The 21,668-nt window shown below is 68.1% G+C and carries 21 protein-coding genes; 15 read left to right on the top strand and 6 right to left on the bottom strand.

Translation table 11 applies throughout. The features are described 5' to 3' along the window. Nucleotides 1-85: 85 nt before the first annotated feature. A complete protein-coding gene (locus ACO0LU_RS01955; RefSeq protein WP_424789743.1) occupies nucleotides 86-1,153 on the bottom strand; it encodes an Ldh family oxidoreductase in 1,068 nt (355 codons plus the stop codon). Between the two features lie 232 nt (nucleotides 1,154-1,385). Between ACO0LU_RS01955 and ACO0LU_RS01950 the strand changes: the two genes are divergently transcribed. From ACO0LU_RS01950 to ACO0LU_RS01915, 8 genes are all read left to right on the top strand, one after another. After that, nucleotides 1,386-2,492 (top strand): sugar ABC transporter substrate-binding protein, encoded by a 1,107-nt coding sequence (locus ACO0LU_RS01950; RefSeq protein ID WP_424789742.1) that lies wholly within the window; start codon nucleotides 1,386-1,388, stop codon nucleotides 2,490-2,492. A gap of 88 nt (nucleotides 2,493-2,580) precedes the next feature. Beyond that, nucleotides 2,581-3,636, top strand: a complete 1,056-nt coding sequence (locus ACO0LU_RS01945) for an ABC transporter permease (protein ID WP_424789741.1) — start codon at nucleotides 2,581-2,583, stop codon at nucleotides 3,634-3,636. Nucleotides 3,637-3,644: 8 nt separating this feature from the next. Continuing rightward, nucleotides 3,645-4,634 carry an ABC transporter permease gene (locus tag ACO0LU_RS01940; RefSeq protein ID WP_424789740.1) on the top strand — a complete coding sequence of 330 codons (990 nt, stop codon included), beginning with the start codon at nucleotides 3,645-3,647 and terminating at the stop codon, nucleotides 4,632-4,634. Then, nucleotides 4,631-6,181, top strand: a complete 1,551-nt coding sequence (locus tag ACO0LU_RS01935; RefSeq protein WP_424789739.1) for a sugar ABC transporter ATP-binding protein — start codon at nucleotides 4,631-4,633, stop codon at nucleotides 6,179-6,181. Before ACO0LU_RS01940 ends, ACO0LU_RS01935 begins: the two co-directional genes overlap by 4 nt. A gap of 46 nt (nucleotides 6,182-6,227) precedes the next feature. Continuing rightward, nucleotides 6,228-7,037 (top strand): amidohydrolase family protein, encoded by an 810-nt coding sequence (locus ACO0LU_RS01930; protein WP_424789738.1) that lies wholly within the window; start codon nucleotides 6,228-6,230, stop codon nucleotides 7,035-7,037. Then, nucleotides 7,034-8,797: an IlvD/Edd family dehydratase gene (locus ACO0LU_RS01925; RefSeq protein ID WP_424789737.1), complete on the top strand. Its 1,764-nt coding sequence runs from the start codon at nucleotides 7,034-7,036 to the stop codon at nucleotides 8,795-8,797. The genes ACO0LU_RS01930 and ACO0LU_RS01925 overlap by 4 nt, the downstream gene beginning before the upstream one ends. 26 nt (nucleotides 8,798-8,823) lie before the next feature. Continuing rightward, nucleotides 8,824-9,822 carry an aldo/keto reductase gene (locus tag ACO0LU_RS01920; RefSeq protein WP_424789736.1) on the top strand — a complete coding sequence of 333 codons (999 nt, stop codon included), beginning with the start codon at nucleotides 8,824-8,826 and terminating at the stop codon, nucleotides 9,820-9,822. Nucleotides 9,823-9,986: 164 nt separating this feature from the next. After that, nucleotides 9,987-10,634, top strand: a complete 648-nt coding sequence (locus tag ACO0LU_RS01915; RefSeq protein ID WP_424789735.1) for a GntR family transcriptional regulator — start codon at nucleotides 9,987-9,989, stop codon at nucleotides 10,632-10,634. A 19-nt stretch (nucleotides 10,635-10,653) separates the two neighbouring features. On the opposite strand, the gene ACO0LU_RS01910 is transcribed toward ACO0LU_RS01915, so the two are convergent. From ACO0LU_RS01910 to trxA, 3 genes are all read right to left on the bottom strand, one after another. Then, entirely contained in the window at nucleotides 10,654-10,995 is a 342-nt protein-coding gene (locus ACO0LU_RS01910; RefSeq protein WP_424789734.1) for an L-rhamnose mutarotase, read from the bottom strand. A gap of 396 nt (nucleotides 10,996-11,391) precedes the next feature. Further along, nucleotides 11,392-11,784 (bottom strand): DUF302 domain-containing protein, encoded by a 393-nt coding sequence (locus ACO0LU_RS01905; protein WP_424789733.1) that lies wholly within the window; start codon nucleotides 11,782-11,784, stop codon nucleotides 11,392-11,394. Between the two features lie 46 nt (nucleotides 11,785-11,830). After that, nucleotides 11,831-12,199, bottom strand: a complete 369-nt coding sequence (trxA, locus tag ACO0LU_RS01900; protein WP_424789732.1) for a thioredoxin — start codon at nucleotides 12,197-12,199, stop codon at nucleotides 11,831-11,833. Nucleotides 12,200-12,417: 218 nt separating this feature from the next. Here trxA and ACO0LU_RS01895 point away from each other — a divergent pair, with 218 nt between their 5' ends. Continuing rightward, complete coding sequence (locus tag ACO0LU_RS01895) at nucleotides 12,418-14,127, top strand: formate--tetrahydrofolate ligase (protein WP_424789731.1); 1,710 nt, start codon at nucleotides 12,418-12,420, stop codon at nucleotides 14,125-14,127. 94 nt (nucleotides 14,128-14,221) lie between these two features. On the opposite strand, the gene arsM is transcribed toward ACO0LU_RS01895, so the two are convergent. Then, entirely contained in the window at nucleotides 14,222-15,034 is an 813-nt protein-coding gene (arsM, locus tag ACO0LU_RS01890) for an arsenite methyltransferase (RefSeq protein WP_424789730.1), read from the bottom strand. A gap of 85 nt (nucleotides 15,035-15,119) precedes the next feature. Between arsM and ACO0LU_RS01885 the strand changes: the two genes are divergently transcribed. Together ACO0LU_RS01885 and ACO0LU_RS01880 are read left to right on the top strand one after the other, a co-directional pair. Then, nucleotides 15,120-15,503 carry an ArsR/SmtB family transcription factor gene (locus ACO0LU_RS01885; protein ID WP_424789729.1) on the top strand — a complete coding sequence of 128 codons (384 nt, stop codon included), beginning with the start codon at nucleotides 15,120-15,122 and terminating at the stop codon, nucleotides 15,501-15,503. A 161-nt stretch (nucleotides 15,504-15,664) separates the two neighbouring features. Next, entirely contained in the window at nucleotides 15,665-15,943 is a 279-nt protein-coding gene (locus tag ACO0LU_RS01880; protein WP_424789728.1) for a metal-sensitive transcriptional regulator, read from the top strand. Between the two features lie 20 nt (nucleotides 15,944-15,963). Here ACO0LU_RS01880 and ACO0LU_RS01875 read toward each other — a convergent pair whose 3' ends face one another. Further along, on the bottom strand, nucleotides 15,964-16,740 hold the full coding sequence (locus tag ACO0LU_RS01875; protein ID WP_424789727.1) for a type 1 glutamine amidotransferase: 777 nt from the start codon (nucleotides 16,738-16,740) through the stop codon (nucleotides 15,964-15,966). A gap of 155 nt (nucleotides 16,741-16,895) precedes the next feature. Here ACO0LU_RS01875 and ACO0LU_RS01870 point away from each other — a divergent pair, with 155 nt between their 5' ends. From ACO0LU_RS01870 to ACO0LU_RS01855, 4 genes are all read left to right on the top strand, one after another. After that, nucleotides 16,896-18,995, top strand: a complete 2,100-nt coding sequence (locus ACO0LU_RS01870; RefSeq protein WP_424789726.1) for a TPM domain-containing protein — start codon at nucleotides 16,896-16,898, stop codon at nucleotides 18,993-18,995. Between the two features lie 166 nt (nucleotides 18,996-19,161). Further along, the gene (locus ACO0LU_RS01865) at nucleotides 19,162-19,986 is read left to right on the top strand and encodes a PspA/IM30 family protein (protein ID WP_424789725.1); all 825 of its coding nucleotides are present in this window, start codon (nucleotides 19,162-19,164) and stop codon (nucleotides 19,984-19,986) included. A gap of 184 nt (nucleotides 19,987-20,170) precedes the next feature. Then, a complete protein-coding gene (locus tag ACO0LU_RS01860) occupies nucleotides 20,171-20,743 on the top strand; it encodes an NYN domain-containing protein (RefSeq protein WP_424789724.1) in 573 nt (190 codons plus the stop codon). Nucleotides 20,744-20,857: 114 nt separating this feature from the next. Continuing rightward, nucleotides 20,858-21,637 (top strand): SDR family NAD(P)-dependent oxidoreductase, encoded by a 780-nt coding sequence (locus ACO0LU_RS01855; protein ID WP_424789723.1) that lies wholly within the window; start codon nucleotides 20,858-20,860, stop codon nucleotides 21,635-21,637. Nucleotides 21,638-21,668: the final 31 nt, after the last annotated feature.

Here is a 21,668-nt window from a genome sequence, read left to right as displayed (position 1 = left end):
AAAGACCCCATTCAACTCGTGTTGCGTGGACTCTACACGTGTTGAATGGTGATCTCAACCACAATTGGGAAACGTTCTTTACGCACTAGGACAGCGGTAGCGCGGCCGGCCTGGGGACGTTCAGGCGGTCGAGCACCTGCTCGAAGGCCAAGCACGCGGCCTCGGCGAGTTCGATTCGCCCCGCACTGCAATTCGAGCGCGCGATCTCGGGATCACCGGGCGCCTGGACGTCGCCCGACGGCCCGGCGGTGCGGACTCGCTCCTGCAACGTGGCCACCCGATCGCGGGTGTGGGCGAGTCCGTCGAAGAACGCCGGATCGATCGCGATCACCAGGTGTCCGGTATTCATCCGATGCGCCGGATTCACCCAAATGTCGACCGTCTCGAAGGCGAAGTTCGCCCCGGACAGGCTCGAGGCGAGCGCCTCCAGCAGGACCGATAGGCCAGAACCCTTCGGCCCACCGAAGGGGATCAGCGCGCCCTCGATCGCGGTCGCGGGGTCCGTGGTAGGGGTACCGTCCGGACCCACCGCCCACCCCTCGGGGATGGTCTGGCCGGCTTCGCGGGCCGCGAGGACCTTGCCGTAGGCCCCGGCGCTGGTCGCCATGTCGGCGGTGAGGGAGTGCGAACCGGAACTCGGCACCGAGATCGTCAGCGGGTTCGTGCCGAGAATCGTCTCGCGACCGCCGTGGGGTGCGACAACCGGCCCGGTGCTGGAGGTGAGGATGCCGATCAGGCCGACGTCGGTGAGCTGATCGCTCCAGTAGTTGCCGGCGCCGTAATGGGTCGAGCGCTCCACAGCCACCGTCGCCGTACCGTAGCGTCGCGCCAGATGGATCGCGCGGTCGATCGCGGCCTGCATGCCGACATGACCGATCGCGTGATCGGCGTCCAGAACCGCCGTAGCCCCTTCCGTGCGTCGCCAGCGCAAATTCGGCGTCGGGTTCATGCCCCCTGACTCCAGGGCCGTCACGTACAACGGCAACCGGATCAACCCGTGGGAGAAGATGCCGCGTTGGTCGGCTGCCACGAGCGCCCGGGCAACAAGGGCCGCATCATAGCGCGGCACCCTCACCACCTCGAGCACGCTGCGCACGGCCACGCGCAGATCCTCGGGCTTGTACGTCCGCGCGGTCGATTGGGTCTGGGGCATCAGGGCCTCCTCGCACATCATGCATCAGAAGGCTTGATCGTACACGATCTATTGAGAGCTCATCCGGGCCAACTGCGCTTCCGACCCTTTCGTTGCCCGTTATTTAACCGTTACCAGTGAGGTGCGGCAGTCCAACAAACCTGCGACCAAACCCTTGCCTCCTTAGATCATGCACGATATGGTCCCATCCTGCACGCAACTAGCGGCTATAGACCGGACAAGGGAGTTCCGAATGAAAACTCGCACACGCAGGCGAACGGGGTGGACCGTCATCTCCGCCGTCGCCGCACTCGGGCTGGCACTGGCCGGGTGCACAGCCGAGAACGCCGACGACGGCGGTAGCGATGGAGGTAGCGGAACCACTACCGAGGGCGAGGAAACGGTCGAGACCTCCGACGGTGACCTCACCGAGATCGAGGTCGCACTCATCCCCGGTGGAGCCCACCCCTACTTCCAGCCCTGGCAGGACGGCGCCGAGGCAGCCGTGGCGGAATTCGGCGTCGGCGGTTACACCTTCAACGAGACGGGCGAGTGGGACCAGACCAAGCAGAACGCGGCCATCGACTCCCTCGCTGCGCAGGGTTACGAAGCCTTTGCGATCTTCGGCGTCTCCCCCACCGACATCAACTCCACGTTCTCCAGCCTCAAGGGCCAGGGCTTCTCGGTCGCTGCGGTGGCCTCCTGCCCAGCCGGGGACGAGAACGAAGCCGACTACTGCCTCTCTACCGACACCGGTGAAGCGGCCTACCTGGCGGCAGTGGCCACAATCGACGCCATGGGCGGGGAAGGTAACCTCGTCCACCTCACCGGCAACGCCGTGGACTCCAACACCCAGCGCCGGATCGAAGGCGTGGAGCGGGCGGTGGAAGAGACCGACGGAGCGGTCACCCTCATCCAGACGGTGACCGACGTCGATGAGGATCTACAGACCGCGCAGCGCGCCGTCGATGACCTCCTGGCCTCCCGCGGCGCGGAGATCACCGGGATCGTGACCACCGCCTACAACCCGGCGGTGGCCGCCACCCAGGGTGTGGGGTCCTCCGACCTGGACATCACCGTGGTCGGGATCGACGACGACGAGACAATCCTGACGGCGATCCAGAATGGTTCGATCACCGGCACAGTCGTGCAGAACCCGTGGGGACAGGCCTACATCTCCACCTGGGCGCTGGCGAGCCTGCAGGCGGGCGTGTGCACGGTGAACGACCCGGGCTTCGTCGTCGACTCGGGGTCGTTCCTGGTCACCCAGGAAAACCTCGACACCTACGACGACGAGCGGATGACGCGCACGGAGGAACTGCTCACCGCGTTCCAGACGGAGTACCTCAACTGCGAGTGACATCGCACGGGGGCCGGCGGCCTACGCTGCCGGCCCCCTCCCTCCTGCCCCTTGCGCCCCGAAGAGGAACCCGATGTCGAGGAACCCGATGTCCGACACCGCGACCAAGGACCCAGCGTCCATCGCACCACCCACCCGACCGCGTAGTAGGTTCGCCTCCGCCGTCGGAGTGCGCGTGCGCAGCCAGCGCACCGTGCTCGCTGTCCTACTCGTTGCTCTGTTCATCACGTTCGCACTGATCAACCCGAACTTCCTGAACGCCACGTTCGTCACCTTCCCGCTGCTACGCGACGCCTCGATCCTCCTGATCGTCGGCCTGGCCCAGATGTGCGCCCTTTCCATCGGGCACATGAACCTGGCGGTCGGACGGATGGCCGCGATGGGCGCATTGGTTGCGGGCGCGACCTACCAGTACCTGGATGCGCCCCTGCTGGTCGGGATGACGGCGGGGGTTCTCGCGGGGGCGCTCATCGGGGCGCTGACCGGGTACATCATTATCAAGTCGGGGGTGAACGCGTTCGTGGTCACCCTGTCGATGGATTTCGCGCTGCTGGGACTGGTGACCCTGATCTACCGCTCCTTCACCGATGCTGCCGCGTTCACCATCAAGCCCGAGGGTATGGACTTCTGGCGCAACGGCTCATTGGGCGACATCTGCGTCGCGGGCGTGTGCGGAAGCCCGGCCATCCCCTTCATGGTCATCCCCGCGATCCTGGTCGGCGTCCTGATCCACTGGGTCTACGAAAACAGCCGCGCCGGCCGTGAACTGATCGCCACCGGCGCCAGTATCAAAGCCGGTGAACTATCCGGTATCGACACCGGCAAGCGGGTGATCCTGGCGCACATCATGTCCGGGGCGCTGGCCGGGCTGGCCGGCATCATGCTCGCGTTCGCGAGCGGATCGTTCTCCGCCGCCGTCGGCAGCGAGTTCATGCTTCCCTCCTTCCTCGCTCCGATCCTCGGTGGCACACTTCTGGCCGGTGGGGTGGTGTCGGTGCTCGGTACCGCGTTGGGCACGTTGTTCACCGGAGTGATCCGGATGGGCCTGAGCGTGCAAGGACTGGGCGTGGAAACTCTGAACATGGCCCTGGGAGCTGTCCTCCTGGGCGCGCTGGCACTCCAGCGGTTCCGCGGAAGGCACTGAGGAGCATCGTGACGAAATTCCGGAACTACTTCTCCGTCTCGGACGCGACCCTCACGCTCCTCGTGATCGTCGGATTCGCTGCGCTGACGATTGCGACGAACGGCAACATGCTCTCCCACCAGAGCCTGCTGAGCTTCTTCACCTACCTGTGCGTGCCGGTCCTAATCGGACTGTCCCAGATGGTAGTCCTGGCCGTGGGCCAACTGAACCTGGCCATCGGCGCGATGGGCGGAGCCACCACCGCGATCATGGCGGTCCTCCTGGCCAACCACGGTATGCCGGTGCCGCTGGCACTCCTGGTCGGTCTGCTGGCAGCGGGCACCTTCGGTGCGATCAACGGGTTGCTCGTGGTGCTGACGGGTCTCAACGGCTTCATCGTCACCCTCGGCACGATGACCATCCTCATCGGAGTGCAATACGCTCTGGTCCGGTCCTTCACCATCGATGCCTACTCCCCCGCACTCAAGGGGTTCGGGCGGCTGAACATTCTGAGCGTTCCGCTCATCTTCATGGTCACGATCGCAGTGGCCGCGCTGCTGTCGATCTTCTTCAGCCGCACCGTCCTCGGACGGCGAATCCTGGCCACCGGCGGAAGCGACAAGGCAGCCATGCTCTCGGGCATCTCGAACGCGGCCTCGACCGTGTGGGCCTTCGCGATCTCCGGTCTGCTGATCGGGGTGGCAGCGGTGATCACGATGACCACGCTGCCGGGCATCAACCGATCGATCGGCGGGGACTGGCTACTGGCGAGTTTCGCAGCCCCGATCATCGGTGGGGCGCTCCTGACCGGCGGTACCGCCGTCGTCTACGGCACGATCGTGGCCGCGATGCTCCTGCGGCTTGTGGACTTCGCTCGCGCCCAGTTCGCGCTCGACCCGAGTTGGACCAACTTCATCATCGGAGCCGTGGTCCTGGCCACCGTCGCCCTCGGTGAGTGGCGGAAACGACGCCACGCTAACCGGCTCCTGGTACGGCTGGAACCGGAGGTGATGGCATGAGTGTGGTCGTCGAAGTACGTCGACTCACCAAGTCCTACGGCACCGCCCGCGCCCTGGACGAGGCCAACATGACGTTGCAGGCGGGCAGCATCCACGCCCTCCTGGGAGAGAACGGCGCCGGCAAGTCCACCCTAGTCAAGGCGCTGACCGGCGTGCACCGGGCCGACTCCGGCCACATCCTGGTACGCGGGGAGGAAGTGTCCTTCGCTCGTCCGATCGAGGCCTCCCACGCCGGCATTGGGGTGGTACACCAGGAGCGCAACGTCGTCCCCGGGTTCACCGTCGCCGAGAACATCTGCCTGCAGGAACCGCCCTCCCGGTTCGGACTGGTGGACCGCAAGCGGCAACGAGAAGTCGCCCAGGAGGCTCTCGATCGGCTCGGCGTGGCGATCGAGCCCACCGCGTTGGTCTCGGACTGTTCGGTGGCGCAGGTGCAACTCATCGAGATCGCCAAAGCCCTCGCTTTCCGCAGCGACGTGCTGATCCTGGACGAGCCGACCTCCTCGCTGACCGAGAGCGAGACCGGTCTGCTCTTCACAGTGCTGCGGTCACTGCGCGACGCCGGCGCCTCCATCGTGCTGGTCAGCCACAAACTCGAGGAGGTCTTCGAGTTGTGCGACACCGTCACCGTGCTGCGCGACGGACGGAGCGTCGTGGAAAGCGAACCATTGGCGAACTACCGGCAGCGCGAGATCGTCGACGTGATGGTGGGCCGGGCCCTGGCTCAGCGTGAGCCGCGACTGCGAAAGGTGGACCGGTCGGGCACATCCGCCCTCACCTTCGAGGACGTACGCACCGTGTTCGGCCACAAGAACATCACCTTCGACGTGCACCCGGGGGAGGTGTTCGGCCTGTACGGCCTGGTCGGTGCGGGGCGCACCGAACTCGCCCGCTCCACAATCGGCCTGCACCAGGTGACGGGTGGACGTCTGCTGCTGAACGGAGAACCCATCACCATCCGTTCGGTCAAGGAGGCGGTGCACCGGTACGGCATCGGGTACCTGTCCGAGGACCGCAAAGGTGACGGCGTGTTCCTCCGTCTGCCGATCCGGCGGAACGTCGCCGTCACCCGGTGGCGCCAGATCAGCAACTGGTTCGGGGTTCGGTCGGGTGCCGAGACCTCGATCGCGCAGCGGTTCATCGAATCGCTCGGCATCAGGACTCGTGGCGCCGACCAGATGGTCGATGAACTGTCCGGTGGGAACCAGCAGAAGGTCTCGGTAGCCAAGTGGCTCGCGTCCGAGTCCACGGTGCTGTTCATCGACGAGCCGACCGTCGGCGTGGACGTACGCACCAAGGACGAACTGCACCACCTGGTCCTCGACCTTGCCGAGGAGGGCACCGCCGTCATCCTGATTTCCAGCGATCTGCCCGAAATGGTCGCATTGGCCGACAGGATCGGTGTCATGGACGACTTCAGACTTCTGGACACCATTGTGAATACGAAGGATTACCAGAGCATGAGCAAGAAGATCCTCGGTGTCATCCACGACACCGAACATGAACGGGAGACGACACCGGCGGAGGTCGAGCATGTTGCGGATTGATACCCATCACCACGTCTGGGATGAGACCGTTCGCCCCCAGGAGTGGATGAATGACGCGACCAGAGAAGTCATCGGTGGGCCCTATGATTTCGATGACTGGAACGAGGCAGCTCGCGAGAGCGCGATCGACTTCGGGATCTTCGTACAGACTGTGGCCCAGCCCGAGGAGACGCCGGAGATCCTTGCCCTGGCACCGAGCCAGGACAGGCTGGCCGGCGTAGTCGGGTGGATCGACGTCGACGGATCACGGCCGCCCGGTGATCTTCTCGATGACTTGAGACAGGGGCCCGGCGGTGATCACCTGATCGGGATCCGCGTGGCGGGCGAGTACGTGGCCGATCCGGACTGGATCGCCGGCGATCCGGTGCGTGCGACCGCGAGCGCCCTGGCCGAACGCGACCTGAGCCTGGACCTGCTTACCGATGTCCGGATTCTGCCTGCGGCGACCCGCCTGGCCGCAGCGAGCCCGGAGGCCCGGATCGTGTTGGATCACCTGTCCAAACCCACGATGGCCCGTGCGGACTTCGACTTCTGGGCAGCCGCCATCCGCGACCTTGCTCGTCATCCCAACGTCGCGTGCAAACTGTCCGGCTATCTCGCCTTCGACGATGAGCCGATGACGGCGCAGCGGCTGCGTCCCTACGCCGAAACCGTCCTGGAGTCCTTCGGACCCGACAGGGTGATGTTCGGAAGCGACTGGCCCGTGTGCATCCTCGGTGGCGGATATCGCCGCGCGGTCGAACTCGCCGAAAACCTGCTCGCGCCACTGAGTGAGGACGAGCGCGAACAGGTCTGGTCGGGTACCGCCCGGCGCTGGTATCCATCGATTGGCACTGTAGTAGATCGCTCCCGATGACCTCTTCTGCACCCGCACCTAACCCCGGCGGTGCCCGGACGATGCGCAGCGCGGACTGGTTCGCCGGATCCGGACGCAACGGATTCATCCACCGCTCCTGGATGCGCAATCAGGGGTTCCCCGATGACGTGATGGACGGGCGCCCGGTGATCGGCATCGCCACCACGTGGTCCCAACTAACTCCGTGCAATGCCCACCTCAACGAGGTCGCCGAGTCGGTGGCGCGAGGTGTGTGGGAGCAGGGTGCCCTCCCCCTGATCTTTCCCGCGATGAGCCTGGGCGAGCCATTGATGCGCCCCACGACGATGCTCTACCGCAACCTGCTGGCGATGGAGTTGGAGGAACTCATCCGCGCCAACCCATTGGACGGGGTGGTGCTGCTCTCCGGGTGTGACAAGACCACGCCCGGCATGCTCATGGGCGCCATCTCGGTGGACCTACCGACGATAATGCTCACCGGCGGTCCGATGCTCAACGGGATCTATCGGGGTGAACGCATCGGTTCCGGGACGGCGGTCTGGCAGTTGACCGAACGGCACCGTGCGGGTCAACTCACAGACGAGGACCTCACCGTCGCCGAAGCCTGCATGTCTCGTAGCCGGGGCCACTGCAACACCATGGGCACCGCATCCACGATGGCCTGCTTGGTGGAGGCGCTGGGTATGCAACTCTCGGGCTCGGCCGCGCTGCCCGCTCCGGACAGCCGCCGGTACGCCCTGTCCCAAGCCGCCGGGCGGCGCATCGTGGAGGTCGTGGCGGAGGATCTGCGGCCCTCCCGGATCCTGACGCGCGCGGCGTTCGAGAATGCGATCCGCGTCAATGCCGCCTTGGGCGGTTCGACGAACGCGATCGTGCACCTGTTGGCGCTGGCTGGGCGGGCCGAAGTCCCGCTCAGCCTCGAGGACTTCGATCGTCTCGGGGCACAGGTCCCCCTGTTGGTGGACCTGATGCCCTCAGGCCGCTTCCTGATGGAGGAGTTCGCCTACGCCGGAGGCCTGCCCGCGCTCCTGCGTGAACTGTTGCCGCTGCTCAGTCCGGAGGCGCTCACCGTAGACGGGGTGAGTCTCGAGACTGCTGTCGCCGGCGCCGAAACCCACCTGACACCCAATGGCCAACGGGTCATCGCCGACCTTACCGACCCTGTACAGCCGGCCGGTAGCGGCACGGTGGTAGTGCGCGGCACGCTCGCGCCTGAGGGTGCGGTCCTGAAGGTGTCGGCGGCGAGCCCGGAACTGCTGGAGCATGAGGGCATCGCGCACGTGTTCGACACCGCCGAGGACTACACCCGCGTGGTTAATGACCCCGACTTCGCCCTAGACCCCACTGACGTGATCGTGGTCCGCGGCGGTGGACCGGTGGGCTATCCCGGCTTTCCAGAGATCGGCAACGTCCCGCTACCCGCCGCCCTCCTCAAGGCCGGCGTCACCGACATAGTCCGGATCTCCGATGCCCGGATGAGTGGCACCGGCTACGGCACCTGCATCCTGCACGTGTCCCCCGAATCAGCCGTCGGCGGGCCGCTGGCACTCGTACGCACCGGCGATCGCATCGCTCTGAGCGTGCGGCGACGCCGGTTGGACCTCCTCGTCGATCCGGACGAGCTCGCCGAGCGGGCCCGCACCCTGCCCCAGGTCCAGCCCCTGGAACCTCGGGGCTGGGTCCGGCTGTATCGACAGCACGTGGGCCAGGCCCACGAAGGCGCCGATCTCGACTTCCTCATCGGACGCAGCGGCGCACAACCGCCCAGACACTCTCACTAACCCATTCACCAGCAAGGAAGGCAGCCATGCGAACGGACAACCTTCAGATCGGCCGCCGCACCACCCGGAGCGGTCTGTCCCTGACCGAACTAGGGGTGGGCGGGGCACAGTTCGGCAACCTCTATCGCGAGATGCCCGAGGGCGAGGTAGAGCGGATCGTCGACGCCGCGTGGGAGGCCGGCGTCCGGCTCTTCGACACGGCTCCCCATTACGGCATGGGCCTGTCCGAGCGCCGGCTCGGCAGAGCGCTGGCGCAGTACCCGCGCGATGAGTACGTGCTGTCGACGAAGGTTGGGCGGCTCATCCGACCGAACCCCGGCGGTACCGGGATGGACGAACAGTTCTACGCGGTGCCTAAGAGCACCAAACGCGTCTGGGACTTCTCCGGGTCCGGGGTGCGGCGATCGATCGAGGAGAGCCTGGAGCGGCTCGGCTTGGACCGCATCGACATCGCCTACATCCACGACCCCGACGACCACTGGGAAGAGGCCATCAACGGCGCCGGCCCCGCCCTGCAGGAGTTGCGCGCCCAGGGGGTGATCAGCAGTTTCGGGGCAGGGATGAACCAGTCGGCGATGGTCGCCCGGTTCATCCGCGAAGGCGACGCCGACCTGGTGATGCTGGCGGGTCGCTACACCTTGCTTGAGCAGGGCGCCTTGGCCGACGTCTTCCCAGCCGCAGAGGAAACCGGGGCAAGCGTGGTGATCGCCGGCGTCTACAATTCCGGACTGCTCGCCCGGCCCCGTCCGAAGGCGGATACGCATTACAACTACGAGCCGGCACCTGCTGAACTGGTCGCGCGGGCCAACCGGATCGCCGATGTCTGCGAAAGGCACGGGCTCACCCTTCCTGAGGTTGCCGTGGCCTTCGTGCTGCTGAAGCCCCAGGTGGCGTCCGTGGTCGTGGGGACCTCGAAGGTGGAGCAGTTCGAGCAAGCCCTCCAGCGTTATCAGACCCAAGTCCCGGCGGACCTCTGGGAGGAACTGGCGTCCGAGGGGCTGGTAGCACGCGAGGCTTTGTCCTGAGTATCGTCAGACGGTCCCTCCCCATGCGGGATGAGGCCGGGTCACGCTTAGGCTCCAGGCGGCGCTCCGCCCCGAGACAGCCGGACAGACACTAAAGGACGGGTTGCGACCAGGAAGGCAGGGTAGTGAGCGGAACATCGTCGCCAGCCGTGCCCGAGGGTCCCATGGCCTCATCCGTGGGTGTCACCGAGCAGGTGTACCAGAACCTGTTGCGCATGGTGATGCAGAACGACGTCGACCCCGGCTCCCGCATGGTCATCGATAAGATCGCGCTTGATCTCGGTGTGTCCTCCACACCGGTGCGCGAGGCCCTCGCGCGCCTGGAGACCCAGGGACTGGTCTACAAGGAGCGCCTGCGCGGGTACTTCGCATCGGAGATGATCAGTTCGGCCGAGTTCGATGACCTGTGGGAGTTCCGCCTGCTCGTCGAACCCTATGCCGCCCGCCATGCCGCGCTGCGTCTCGGGGGCACCGGAAGGGTCCGACTGCGTGAGGAACTCGATTCGATCCGAAGCGTGCGCCTGGCCGACGACTACCCGTCCAAACGTGCGGTTCGTGAACACGATCAGCGCCTGCACGACCTCGTCATGGAACTCGCCGGCAACAAACATGCCCGCAAAGCGATAGCGCAGACCCACGCGCACAACCGGATGCTACGCGTGCACTTCGCCGCGCTCGATGGTTACCGTGCGGTGCAGGAACATGCTGAGGTCGTCGAGGCACTGAACTCCGCTGATCCCGACGCGGCTGAAGAGACGATGCGCCGCCACATCGAGAACGCCTATACGCGGCTACGCGGTTACCTCGCCTGATCCAATAGCCACGACCTCGTCAACGGGAGCGCTCCTCGTTCCGCTGGTGTTGAAGGTCCCAGATCTCCTCCAACGGTGCGAGGCCATCGCGACCATCTGCATCGAGAAACCCGGTGACGAACCGGCCGATATGCCGCTGCCAGCGGGCGTTGGCCGGGGCCGCGTTCACCACGCGCATGGCCTCATCGAAGTCATCACATTCGATCAGGTGGAACAAGCGGTTCCCTGAACGCCAGATCGTCCACTCCGCGATTCCCGCTACGTCGAACACCGCGCGCAATTCCTCGGGAATGCGCTCGTGGTCCTCGCGGTAGTCCTCGATGCTGTCGACCGCGAGTTCCGAGTGCAGGGCCACCTTCATCGCTGCCTCCTGTTGGCCGTGGGACGCTAGATTGCGTCCGGCGTGAGCCTACCGCTCTCCGCCCAAACGCGCGGCGGCAGACCCATGAAGGCGAGCCTCCCAACCCGGCCGGAACCGTCTCACGGGGGCGGTTCCGCCGGGATCAGGCCGAGCCCTTGGACGGCCTCGTCCCCTCCGGTGCGCTCGGGATCGAAGGCATCGCCAGGTCCTGGTTGACGCGCCGTTCCCGCGCTCCGGTTGGCCACACTCCCGCGCCGCAGCCCCGACCTGAGGCTTGCCCGCTTCACTTCACCAACATCGCCTGGCCAGGCATCGGGTTGGTCCGGCCGCGCCCGCACAAGCACGGGGGAAGGGCCGACGACGACGACGGGGGGATCGTCGTCGTCGGCCCATCTCCTACTGCGCCTGCAGGGACTGCAGCGCCGCGCGCAGGCGGGTGGAGGCCTCATCGGCGACGCCCGTGAGTTCCTCGTTGCCGGTCACGCCGACCATCACCTGGGGATCGAGGGCTTCCACGACGGTGCCGCCATCGCCGGAGCGCACCACCACGTTGCAGGGCAGCAACAGCCCGATGGACTCCTCGGCCTGCACCGCACGGTAGGCCAGCGGCGGGTTGCAGGCGCCCAGGATCACGTGCGGGGCGATCTGCACGTCGAGCTTCTTCTTCAGGGTGGTGGCCATATCGATCTCGGTGAGAACGCCGAAGCCCTGCTCGGCCAGCGCCTCGATCACCTTGGGCATCGCGGCGTCGAAGTCGTCGGGGAGGGTGATGCTGATTCCGTAGTTCATGGTAGGACCTCTCTGGTCGGGTAGCGCGATGTGGTTGCGTGGGTGTTCAGGCGCTCGCCTGCTGGTCGGCCATCTGGGCGCGGACCTCGTCCATGTCCAGGTCCTTGACGGCCTTGATGACCTGCTCCAGCGCCTTGGCGGGCAGCGCCCCGGGCTGGGAGAACACACCGATCCCGTCGCGGAAGGCCATCAGTGTGGGGATCGAGGTGATGTTGGCCGCGGCGGCCAGCGCCTGCTCGGCCTCGGTGTCGACCTTTCCGAAGACCACGTCGGGGTGCTGGGTCGCGGCCTTGTCGTAGATCGGAGCGAAACTGCGGCACGGACCGCACCAGGCGGCCCAGAAGTCCACGAGCACGATGTCGTTGTCGGCAATGGTGGATCCGAAGGTGGACGCGGTCAGGTCGATGGTGGCCATTGGGCTCTCCTCAGGGGGTTGGGTGGTTGATGCCTGCGTCGAGTATACCCCCTAGGGTATCGGAATGCGCAATCCCCTGTCGGAATCCGCCGCAATCGGCCTCGATGCGGGCGAGGATTGGGGTGCCGGGCCCGCCACCCCTGGGCGCAGGCCACCGGACCGATCGGCTCCGGCCCGGGACTCACGCGTACCGGCGCGATCGATTCGAAGGAGAACGGATGACCCTGACCACCCCGCCCAGCAGCCTGCAGATCGCCCAGGGCGCGTCCCTACGGCCCATCCCCGAGATCGCCGAGCGGATGGGCCTCGATCCCGACCTGCTCGAGCTCTACGGCCGTGACGTGGCCAAGGTCGACCTGGATGCGATCACCGCGCTGGCCGACCGGCCCAAGGCCAAGTACGTCGTGGTCAGCGCCATCACGCCCACTCCCCTGGGTGAGGGCAAGACGACGACGGCAGTGGGCCTGGGGCAGGGGCTGAACCTGACCGGGCGGCGGGCCACGATCGCGGTGCGCCAGCCCTCGATGGGCCCGACCCTGGGCATCAAGGGCGGCGGTGCCGGCGGCGGGTACAGCCAGGTGGTGCCGATGGAGCGGTTGAACCTGCACCTGACCGGGGACATGCACGCCGTCACCGCGGCGCACAACCAGCTCGCCGCGATGGTGGACAACCACCTGTTCCACGGCAACGAACTGGACATCGACCCCGATGCCATCACCTGGCCACGGGTGATGGACATCAACGACAGGTCGCTCCGCACCATCGTGATCGGCCTGGGCCCGCGACTCGACGGCGTGCTGCGCCAGAGCGGGTTCGACATCACCGCTGCCTCGGAGGTGATGGCCACCCTGGCGATGGCCACGTCACTGCGCGACCTGCGCGAGCGGCTGGGCCGCATCGTGATCGGCTACACCCGCCAGACGAAGGAACCGGTCACCGCTGAGCAGCTCCGCGGCGCCGGCGCGATGACCGTGCTGCTCCGGGAGGCGCTGAAACCGAATCTGTTGCAGACCCTGGAAGGCACCCCCGCGCTGGTGCACACCGGCCCGTTCGGCAACATCGCCACCGGCAACTCCTCGGTGGTGGCGGACCTGATCGGCATCCGCACCGGGGACTTCCTCATCACCGAGGCGGGGTTCGGTGCGGATATGGGCGCCGAACGGTTCTTCAACATCAAGAGCCGCGTCTCCGGGCTGGTACCCGACGTGGGTGTGGTGGTCACGACGGTGCGGGCGATGAAACTGCACTCCGGGCGGCACAAGGTGGTGGCCGGGCGGGCACTGCCGGAGCAGATGCTCGCGGAGAATCCCGACGACGTCTACGCCGGTGCGGACAACCTGCGCCGCCAGGTCGAGAACATCCGCCTGCATGGGACCACCCCGGTGGTGGCGATCAACGCCTTCGGCTCCGACTACCCCTCCGAGCACGAGGCGATCGGGCAGATCGCGGCCGAACTGGGCGTGCGGTGCGCCGTCTCGGAGCACTTCACCCACGGCGGCGCCGGCGCGGCCGAACTCGCCGAGGCAGTGGCCGAGGCGGCGCAGGAGCCCAGCGACTTCTCCTTCCTGTACCCGGAGGAGATGCGGCTTCGGGACAAGATCGCCGCGATCGCCACCAAGGTCTACGGCGCCGACGGCGTCGAGTATGCCCCGGCCGCGGCACGCGCCCTGGAGGCCTACCAGGGGTACGGGTGGTCCAACCTGCCGATCTGCATCGCCAAGACCCACCTGTCGCTGTCCTCCGACCCCACGCTGCGCGGGGCACCGACCGGGTGGACGCTGCCGGTACGGGAGGTGCGCGCCTCGGTGGGTGCGGGGTTCATCTACGCCATCGCCGGGCAGATGCGCACCATGCCGGGCCTTGGTTCGGACCCGGCGGCGGCGCACATCGACATCGACGAGGACGGGAACACCGTCGGGCTGTTCTGAGCGCGAGCCTCAGGCGGCTCGGGTCGGTGTCGTCGGGCTGGGCTGGGTCAGACGCGCACTTGCTCCGGGCGGGTGCCACCCGGGCCGGGCTCGGTCAGGCCCGCACTTGCTCCGGGCGCACCCGGCCCCGGGTCGGTTTGCTCGCCCTGATGATCGCGGCGTGCATGCCGGGGGCTACCTCGTGGGTGAACTCCACCTGGGCGTCGACGAAGCCCGCTTGCTGCAGGCCATCGAGGTACTCGGCCCTGGACAGCGCCCCGGCGATGCAGCCGGTGTGGGAGCCGCGCTCCGCCCGCTGCTGCGGCGAGAGGTGATCCTCGGCAACGACGTCGGAGATCCCGATCCGCCCTCCGGCGGCGAGCACACGGAACATCTCGGCAATCACGGCCTGCTTGTCGGTGGAGAGGTTGACGACGCAGTTGGAGATCACCACATCGACTGCGCCGGCCGGCAACGGCACCTCCTCGATGGTGCCGTGCAGGAACTCCACGTTCGCGGCTCCGGCCTCGGCGGCGTTCGCCCGCGCCAGGTCGAGCATCTCCTCGGTCATGTCCACCCCGTAAGCGAACCCGCTGGGACCGACACGGCGGGCCGAGAGCAGCACGTCGATGCCACCCCCCGAGCCCAGATCCAGCACTCGTTCCCCCTCGCGCAGATCCGCGACCGCGGTGGGGTTGCCGCAACCCAGGCTCGCCTCGAGCGCCTGCACGGGCAGGTCCGCCGATGCGACGGGGTCATAGAGGGCGGCACCGAAGATCGGTCGTTGCTTCGGTTCGCCGCAACACGACCCGGAGTCCGGCCGGCCGTCGTCGAGCAGGTCGCTGTTCGGTATGCCGGCGCCGACCTGGCCGGCGGCGCGTGCGTAGCGGCGCCGGACCTGCTCACGCAGTTCGGTGTTCTCACTCATGGTCCCGTCCCGGGTCGCAGGTACCTGACGCATCGATACTTATCGATTGATCGACAACTGTCAATGCGTCTGGGAGAATTGCTCCATGACGACCTCTGCGCCCACGACCTCCGAGGACCTGGCCGCCTGCTGCCCGCCCGTCACCGGCGGCGTCCTGGCGGAGGAGTCCGCCCACCGACTGGCACGGATGTTCAAGGCCTTGAGCGACCCGACCCGGGTTCGCCTGCTCTCCATGATCGCCGCCCAGCCGGGCAGGGAGGCGTGCGTGTGCGACCTCACCGAGCCGGTCGGGCTGTCCCAGCCGACGGTCTCGCACCACATGCGGCAACTGGTCGAAGCCGGCCTGGTGAGTCGCACCCAGCGCGGCCGGTGGGCTTTCTACGCCGTCGAACCCGACACGCTCGCGGTGCTGAGCCGGGCGCTCGAGCCCGGACCCGCGGAACCGTCGGCGACGCCGGCGGGTTGCTGATCGCCAGCCACACGCGCCCCACCGCTCTGGGCCTCAGCCCTGAGCTGTGCACTCCACTTCGCTGTATACCCTATGGGGTATCGCGGTATGCTGTCCGCAGCGTGTGCACTCCCCACCCGCACACACCGGTACCGTACCGTCGAATAGAGAGCGGAACCCCGATGAGAAATGCAGACCCAGAAACCCAACGCCGGATCCTCAACCGCCTCAAGCGCGCCCGCGGACAGCTCGACGCGGTGATCAACGCCGTCGAGGACGGCGGGTCCTGCCGGAATGTCGTGACCCAACTGTCCGCGGTCTCCACCGCACTGGACCGGGCCGGATTCGCCATCGTCTCCAGCGCGATGCAGTTCTGCCTCACCGAACCCGGTGAGGCCGCCGAGGTGGAGGACGGACTGACGATCGAGGAACTGGAGAAACTCTTCCTCACCCTCAGTTGAGTTCCTTCGTGCCGGAGGTCTTAGGTCCCGAGCGGCTCGAGCGCGCCGACCTGCTTGCGCACCTGCGCGCCCACCTGCTCGCGGACCTGCGCGGCAAAGGCGCGCGAGAGCAGGTCGGCGACCTCGGTGATCTCCTGGGCCGAGGCATCCCATTGCGCCTGGACCTCATCGGCGATGCGCTCGGCGTCCTCCAGGCCGTGCCGGCGGATCCAGGAGGCGAGCATGGTCCCGGACACCTCCGGGTGGAACTGCGCGCCCAGGGCCGAACCGATCCGGAACGCCTGGAAGGGGTACTGCCGAGAAGCAGCCAGCCAGCAGGCACCCTCGGGCAACTCGGTGATCGCGTCCATGTGCAGCGACGGCACCTGCACGGTGGTGCCCTTGGCTGCCACCAGCGGGCCGAGCACCACATCGCGCTCGGCGTCGGGACGCAGACGCACCTCGATCACTCCGATCTCCGCGCCTGCCGGTGCCGTGACGTGCACCTGACCGCCACGGGCCACGGCGAGGAGCTGGGCGCCCAGGCAGACCGCGAGCGTGGGCACGTCCCGGTCGACGGCGGCGGACAGCAGGTCGCGAAGGTGCGGCAGGTAGGGCTTGGCCTCGTCGTCGTAGGCGTTGGCCGCCCCGCCCAGCACGATCAGTGCGTGCACGTCCTCCACTGCGGGCAGCGGGTCACCGCGATAGGGGTGCACCACCTCCAACTGCGCGGCTTCCAGGCCGGGCGCCAGCAGGTCCAGGCCGACGTCGTCGGCGTTCTGGATCACGTGGATGCGGGGTTGAGTCGTCTCAGTCACGAGCGCAACTTACCCCAGCGGATGCCGGAGCGGGCAATCGATGGTAGGAGGGACCTGCCGTGGATGGCCGATGGGCCCGGTTTCGAGGCGGTTGGGCGGCAGATGCGGGACAACCACATTGCATCCCCGCGCGCCACCAGGAAGGATCGGGAACTGTGGCCCGCCTCTCGCGTATCGCACGCGCCCTCTTCGCCGGTGTGCTGCTGGCTGCCTGGTTCAGCGTGGCCGGACCGACCCTGGCGCCGGCACACGCGCAGGACCCGCTCTCCCTGGATGAGCAACTCACCGACCTGACCAGCGACCAGGTGCTGGACTCGGGGCGAGCCGAGGCCCAGGACGCCGTCGACGAGTTGCGCGAGGAGACCGGGTACCTGCTGTTCGTGGTGTTCGTGGACACCTTCGGCGGGACCAATTACGACGACTGGGTGGATGAGACCGCGAACCTGTCCAACCTGGGTGACCGGGACCTCCTGCTCGCGGTGGCGGTGCAGGAGGAGGCCTACGGGGTTTCCATCTCCGACGCCTCGGGCCTGTCCGCGGCCACGATGGACCGGGCCGAGACGCGCATCCGCTCGGAACTGGGCACCGGCAACTGGTCCGGCGCGGTGGTGGCCGGGGCGCAGGCCTACGCCGACGGCGGCGCCGGGGGTGGTGGCGCCGATGCTGGCGGAGGCGGAGGCGGGGGCCTGACGATCTTCCTGGTGGGTCTGGCCGTGATCGTGGCGCTCGCCCTGATCGTGGTGTACCGGCGCTCCACCGGCAACGCCGCCCGCTCCGCCGGCCCCGCCGGCAGCCGACACGTGGGTGCCGGCCGACCGGCATCCCCGCCGGACCCTTACGAGGGTGTCAGCACCGAGGAGCTGCGCACCCGGGTGGGCTCGGCCCTGGTGGCCCTGGACGACGACGTGCGCACCTCCGAGCAGGAGTTGCGGTTCGCCCAGGCCCAGTTCGGGCTGGAATCGACCGGGCGCTTCCGGGAGGTGCTGGAGCAGGCCCGCAGCGCCCTGCAGGAAGCCTTCACCCTGCAACGGCAGGCAGAGGACGACGGCGTCTCCGCCCCCGAGCAGCGCGCCTTGCTGATCCGCGTCCTGGGCCTGTGCGAGCGCGGTGAGGACCTGCTGGAGGAGCAGGCGGAGGCGTTTGCGCAGTTACGCCGGCTGGAGCAGAACGTGCCCGAGGTGCTCTCCGAACTGCACCAGCGGGCCGGGGAGATCGAGGCACGCATCCCCGCGGCCCGGGCCGCGCTGACCACCCTGGAGGTGACGTATCCGCCGGCCACGCTGGCAACCATCGCCCGGGCCCCGGACCAGGCCGAGCAACTGATCGAGGCGGCGCGAACCTCGGTGGCCGAGGGCCGAGCCCGCGTCGAGGCCGACGACCGCGGGAACGCCGTGGCCTTCGCCCGCACCGCTGAGGGCGCGCTGGGGCAGGCCGCCGACCTATTGAACTCGGTGGGTAACGCCGGAGCGGACCTGGAGTCGGCGAACGAAGACCTGGCCGAGGCGATCGCCTCGATCAGCGCCGACGTGGCCGACGCCGATCGCCTGGCTCCGAACGACTCCGCGGTGGCGCCCCTGCGCGACCGGGCCACCGAGGCGATCCGGGTGGCCGAGGCGGCGCGCTCCGGCGGGGACCCGATCGCCGCGCTGCGTCAGATCGCCAGTGCGGAGGCAGCCCTGGACGCCGCGCTGGAGGGGCACCGCAACAGCGCCGAGGTGATCCAGCGGGTGCAGACCTCGTTGCGGCGCCAGATCGCTGCGGCTTCGGAGAAGCTGCGTTCGGCGGATATCTACATCGAGTCCAACCGAGGGGCGATCGGCGCGCAGCCCCGCGCCCTCGCCGCCGAGGCCGAACGGCTGCTCGACGAGGCCCGCGCCCTGGCCGACAGTGAGCCCAAGCAGGCGCTGAGCCTGGCCACGCGGGCGCTGGAGCTGGCCGACCGTGCCAATGAGCAGGCGCTGGCCGCGGTGACCACGTGGCGCCGCGACTACTCCAGCAGCGACCACAACCCCTGGGGCCAGCACGGGCGCTCCGGTGGGATCGATGCCGGATCGCTGATCCTGGGCGGGATCCTGGGGCAGGTACTCACCGGCGGGCGCGGGCGCTCCCGCGGCGGCTGGGGATCGGGCGGCGGATTCGGTGGCTCCTCGCGCGGGGGCGGCGGCCGCAGTACGTTCGGAGGAGGCTTCGGGGGCCGCTCCATGGGCGGTGGCGGCTTCGGCGGCGGACGCATGGGAGGTGGTGGCCGGTTCTAGAGTCCGCCCTGGAATCCCGCGCAGATCGAGCCCGACCAGAGCACACTGACAGTTCAGCCCGGACCGGACTGACAGCCAGACCGGCAGCGCAGACCAAGACCGCACACCGAGAGTTCAGACCCGCAGTTCAGACCCGCAGTTCAGACCCGCAAGGAAAGGACCACCCGTGGCCGAGAAGCAGAGCATTCTGGGACGGATCGCCCAACTGACCCGAGCCAACATCAACTCCCTCCTGGACCGCGCCGAGGACCCGGAAAAGATGCTGGATCAGTTGATCCGCGACTACACCAACAACATCGCCGAGGCCGAGCAGGCCATCGCCCAGACCATCGGCAACCTGCGCTTCGCCGAACAGGACTACAACTCCGACGTCGCCGCGGTGCGCGAGTGGGGAGACAAGGCCCAGGCCGCGGCGAACCGGGCGAACCAGGCCCGCAACAACGGTGACGAGGCCGCCGCCGAGCGGTTCGACAACCTGGCCCGGCTGGCCCTGCAGAAGCAGATCGGCTTCGAGAACGAGGTCAAGTCCGCCGAGCCGTTGCTGGCCTCGCAGAACGACGTGGTCGAGCGGCTCAAGAGTGGCCTGGCGATCATGAAGGAGAAACTGGTCGACCTGCGCACCCGCCGGGACAACCTGGTGGCGCGGCAGAAGTCGGCGGATGCTCAGCAGCAGGTGCATAGCGCGGTGCAGTCGTTGAACGTGATGGACCCGTCCAGCGAACTGGGCAGGTTCGAGGAGCAGGTCCGCCGCCAGGAGGCAGAGGTGATGGGCCAGCAGGAGCTGCAGTCCTCCAGCCTGGATGCCCAGTTCGCAGAGTTGGAGACCTCCACCGAGGCACTGGAGGTCGAGGCCCGGTTCGAGGCACTGCGCTCCGGTTCCCTGAACGCCGGTGCCGGCGCGGATTCGGGCCGGATCGACTCCGGCAAGCACGCTGCCGACCCGAACGCCACCCAGCAGAACGGGAGTCAGGCCCCCGGTCAACAGCACTGAGGGCCCGGCCAGTCGCGGCGGCTGCCGGGACGACGGCGAGCGCCGGTGACGCAGCGGGGAACCGCACCGTAGCCGGGCTGCCAGGAGCCGCTCTGGACTTAATCCAGGGCGGCTCCTTCGCTGCCCGGGCGCGACGGATCGCCCGGCGACCCCCGTCGTCGTCGGCCCCGAGTAGGGTTCAGCCATGGTCCAGAGTGAATCCGACAACACCCGCCGCACCTACCTGCTGGTGGACGGGGAGAATATCGACGCCACGCTCGGGATGAGCGTGCTGGGCCACCGCCCCAACCCCGATCAGCGGCCCAGGTGGGACCGGATCACGGAATTCGCCCAGCGCACCTGGAGCCAGCCGGTGACGGCGCTGTTCTTCCTCAACGCGACGTCGGGACAGTTGCCGATGTCGTTCATCCAGGCGTTGCTGGCCATGGGTTACCAGCCGATCCCGCTGTCCGGCAGCCCGGACGAGTCGGTGGTGGACATCGGCATCCAGCGCACCCTGGAGGCCCTGGGCCCGCGCATCGGCGATGTGATGCTGGCCAGCCACGACGGCGACTTCGTACCTCAGGTGCAGCGGCTCGCTACTGACGGGCGGCGCCTGGCGGTGCTGGGGTTCCGGGAGTTCATCAGCGCCCGGCTCGCCGAGATCCCCGGGGTGACGGTGTACGACCTGGAGGACCACATCAAGGCCTTCACCGAGCCGCTGCCGCGGGTGCGGGTGATCCCGTTGGAGTCCTTCGACCCCACGCGCTACCTCTGAGCCACCTACGCTCCGCCGCCTTTCCGCGCGCGTGCACTCCGCGCCGCGCAATGGCCGCTGAGAGGCCGGCTCATCCGCATGGGTGCGGCCGTGGCGCACCGATAACCTGGCCCCATGGATCTCGCAGAAGGCACCAGCGCACTGATCACCGGGGGCGGCTCGGGCTTGGGGGCGGCGACCGCACGCCGGCTGGTTGAGCGGGGCGTCGCGGTCCTGCTGGCCGACCTGCCCGACTCCCCGGCCGCCGACCTGGCCGAGGAGCTGACCGCCGCCGGCGGGCGGGCACGGGCCCAGACCACCGATGTGCGGGACGCGGAGCAGGTCCACGCTGCCGTACAGGCGGCCGGGGACCTGGGCGAGTTGCGCGTGCTGGTCTGCTGCGCCGGGGTGGCCACGCCCGGGCGGATCCTCGGCAAGCGCGGGCCGCTGGACCTGGAGACCGCCCACCGGGTGGTGCAGATCAATCTGCTCGGCACGATGAACGCGATCGCAGCTGCGGCGCCGGTGATGTCCGAACTGGATCCGGTCGGCAACGACGGCGAGCGCGGCGTGATCGTCATGACCGCCTCGGTCGCGGCGCAGGACGGCCAGATCGGCCAACTCGCCTACGCCGCCTCCAAGGCCGGAGTCGCCGGGATGACGCTGCCGGCCGCGCGGGACCTGGCCAGCCACGGCGTGCGCGTCATGACGATCGCGCCCGGGGTGTTCAACACCGCGATGATGGCCGGAATGGCCGATGAGGTGCGTGAGAGCCTCGAGGCACTGGTGCCGCACCCCTCGCGGCTGGGGCACCCGCACGAGTACGCCGACCTGGTCGCGCACATCGTGGCCAACCCGATGCTCAACGGTGAGGTGATCCGGCTCGACGGCGCACTGCGGATGCCGCCCCGGTGATACCGCCGTCCCCCCGCCCATGACCGGCGCA

It is taken from the genome of Pseudactinotalea sp. Z1748, from assembly GCF_049725185.1.
GTDB lineage: Bacteria > Actinomycetota > Actinomycetes > Actinomycetales > Beutenbergiaceae > CALKWS01.
This window is presented reverse-complemented; position numbering and strand designations above follow the sequence as displayed.

Coding starts and splice junctions, on each gene's coding strand:
- ACO0LU_RS01955 (WP_424789743.1), bottom strand. CDS start 1,153: ATGCCCCAGACCCAATCGACCGCGCGGACGTACAAGCCCGAGGATCTG.
- ACO0LU_RS01950 (WP_424789742.1), top strand. CDS start 1,386: ATGAAAACTCGCACACGCAGGCGAACGGGGTGGACCGTCATCTCCGCC.
- ACO0LU_RS01945 (WP_424789741.1), top strand. CDS start 2,581: ATGTCCGACACCGCGACCAAGGACCCAGCGTCCATCGCACCACCCACC.
- ACO0LU_RS01935 (WP_424789739.1), top strand. CDS start 4,631: ATGAGTGTGGTCGTCGAAGTACGTCGACTCACCAAGTCCTACGGCACC.
- ACO0LU_RS01930 (WP_424789738.1), top strand. CDS start 6,228: ATGAATGACGCGACCAGAGAAGTCATCGGTGGGCCCTATGATTTCGAT.
- ACO0LU_RS01925 (WP_424789737.1), top strand. CDS start 7,034: ATGACCTCTTCTGCACCCGCACCTAACCCCGGCGGTGCCCGGACGATG.
- ACO0LU_RS01920 (WP_424789736.1), top strand. CDS start 8,824: ATGCGAACGGACAACCTTCAGATCGGCCGCCGCACCACCCGGAGCGGT.
- ACO0LU_RS01915 (WP_424789735.1), top strand. CDS start 9,987: ATGGCCTCATCCGTGGGTGTCACCGAGCAGGTGTACCAGAACCTGTTG.
- ACO0LU_RS01910 (WP_424789734.1), bottom strand. CDS start 10,995: ATGAAGGTGGCCCTGCACTCGGAACTCGCGGTCGACAGCATCGAGGAC.
- ACO0LU_RS01905 (WP_424789733.1), bottom strand. CDS start 11,784: ATGAACTACGGAATCAGCATCACCCTCCCCGACGACTTCGACGCCGCG.
- trxA (WP_424789732.1), bottom strand. CDS start 12,199: ATGGCCACCATCGACCTGACCGCGTCCACCTTCGGATCCACCATTGCC.
- ACO0LU_RS01895 (WP_424789731.1), top strand. CDS start 12,418: ATGACCCTGACCACCCCGCCCAGCAGCCTGCAGATCGCCCAGGGCGCG.
- arsM (WP_424789730.1), bottom strand. CDS start 15,034: ATGAGTGAGAACACCGAACTGCGTGAGCAGGTCCGGCGCCGCTACGCA.
- ACO0LU_RS01885 (WP_424789729.1), top strand. CDS start 15,120: ATGACGACCTCTGCGCCCACGACCTCCGAGGACCTGGCCGCCTGCTGC.
- ACO0LU_RS01880 (WP_424789728.1), top strand. CDS start 15,665: ATGAGAAATGCAGACCCAGAAACCCAACGCCGGATCCTCAACCGCCTC.
- ACO0LU_RS01860 (WP_424789724.1), top strand. CDS start 20,171: ATGGTCCAGAGTGAATCCGACAACACCCGCCGCACCTACCTGCTGGTG.
- ACO0LU_RS01855 (WP_424789723.1), top strand. CDS start 20,858: ATGGATCTCGCAGAAGGCACCAGCGCACTGATCACCGGGGGCGGCTCG.